We start from the raw sequence: 1,845 nt of genomic DNA, 5'->3' as shown, positions 1-1,845 counted from the left end.
GAGACGCGGATGAATCCGCCCAGGAACTCCGGCAGAGCGGCGATCGCCTCGGGCAACACATCGCTGAGGATCCGTGCACCCTGACTGCCCCCCATCACCAGCACCGACATCGGATACTCGCCGGGTGGGATATAGGGCGCACCGGCCCGCTCCAGCACCGAAGCCCGGACCGGGTTGCCGGTGTGAATACCGCTGGACCCTTCGGGCAGATCGGTCGGCCAAACACCGCAGGCCACTTGCGCCACGCGTGTGGCGAAGAGCTGGTTCACACGCCCCAAAACGCCGTTCTGTTCGTGGATCATACGCGGCAGTTTCAGTAGCGTCGCGGCACCCAGTGCCGGGATCGACGGGTAGCCGCCAAAGCCCACAACCACGTCCGGACGGTCGCGTAACATCTGCATCGCCATGCTGGTTACGCCACCTACAATCTTCGGCCCCACCAGCGCTTTTGCGGCCAAACCGCCGCGTGCAAAAGTGGCCGAGGACGCCTCGACAATCTCGGTCGTGTGCGGGAAGCCCCCGGTGTAGCGAGCACCCCGAGGATCGGTCGACAGACGCACGCGCCAGCCTTTTTGCAGCATCGCTTCGGCCAGAGCCTGCGCCGGGAACATGTGGCCCCCGGTGCCGCCAGCCGCAATCATCAGGTAAGGTTTGCCCATCAGCCTCGTCCGCGCAGAATATCGCCAAGCTCACCCTGTGGGCGCGAGCGTGTGAAGGCCAGCAACATGCCAACCGCAATACCACCTGCGATCAGCGATGAGCCGCCATAGCTGACAAAAGGCAGCGTCATGCCCTTTGCAGGCAACAGGCGCACGGCCACACCCATATTGATCATCGCCTGAACGCCAAACATGCAGGCCAGCCCGGTGCCTGCCAGACGGATAAACATATCCCGCTCGCGCATCAGGCGCATCAGTGAGCGCACAACGATGATCGAATAAAGCGCGATGATGATCAGCACCAGGATCAGCCCATATTCCTCGGCCGCGACGGCGATGATGAAATCCGTATGCGCGTCGGGCAGAGACCATTTGACCTGCCCCTCCCCTACGCCGACGCCGAACAAACCACCCTCACGGATGGCATTGGTCGCGTAGCCCAGCTGAGTGGTCGGATCGACCTCCTGGTTCAGGAATCCGTCGATACGGCGAGCAAAGTGGTCCGAGTTGGAATAGGCGAACATCCCGCCCAGAACGACCACTCCGGCCATACCAACCAGCAAAAGCATCGGCGCACCGGCCACGAAATACATCACGCCCCAGCCGAAGAGGATCAGGCAGGCTTGCCCGAAATCAGGCTGCATCACCAGCATGCCGACAATCGCCATACACAGCGCAAAGGACCACAACCGCCCCGGAGGGCCATTGATCTCTTGCGAGGCCGCCAGCAACCACGCCGCAACGACTACAAATCCGGGCTTGAGAAACTCGGACGGTTGCAATGAGGCGAAGCCCAGCGAGTACCAGCGTACAGCGCCTTTGCCGAAATCCGTCCCGAAGACCGGCAGGAAGGCCAACGCCACGAAGGCCCCCAGAAAGCCCAATACCGCCAGACGGCGCACCAGTGTCGGAGACATCATCGAGGTCAGCAGCATCGCGATCAGCGCCAATCCGCCGAAGAGCGCCTGTCGTTCAACATAGTGAAACGGATCAAACCCGTTGCGCCCGGCCAGAGGCGGCGACGAGGCCAGCCCCAGCAACAATCCGATGACAAACAGAATCAGAACGCAGGACATCGTCCAGCGATCAATCGTCCGCCACCACTTTGGTAGAATCGGTTCCCCGCGCTGGTCCTGGACCGCGCCATACACCATCTCAGTCATGAGATACCGCCACTTACTGCCTC

Annotated in this window: 2 protein-coding genes; both read right to left on the bottom strand. The window is 62.0% G+C overall.

The features are described from left to right. A partial coding sequence (locus ACR0E6_RS20940) for a glycosyltransferase (protein ID WP_480586913.1) occupies positions 1-659 on the bottom strand: 659 nt, incomplete at its 3' end. Further along, a complete protein-coding gene (gene ftsW, locus ACR0E6_RS20935; protein ID WP_170374992.1) occupies positions 659-1,822 on the bottom strand; it encodes a putative lipid II flippase FtsW in 1,164 nt (387 codons plus the stop codon). The genes ACR0E6_RS20940 and ftsW, both read right to left, overlap by 1 nt. Between the last annotated feature and the right edge of the window lie 23 nt (positions 1,823-1,845).

The organism is Ruegeria sp. AP12, assembly GCF_056540025.1.
Note: the sequence above shows the minus strand (reverse complement) of the source record. Positions and strands in the feature narration are given on the sequence as shown.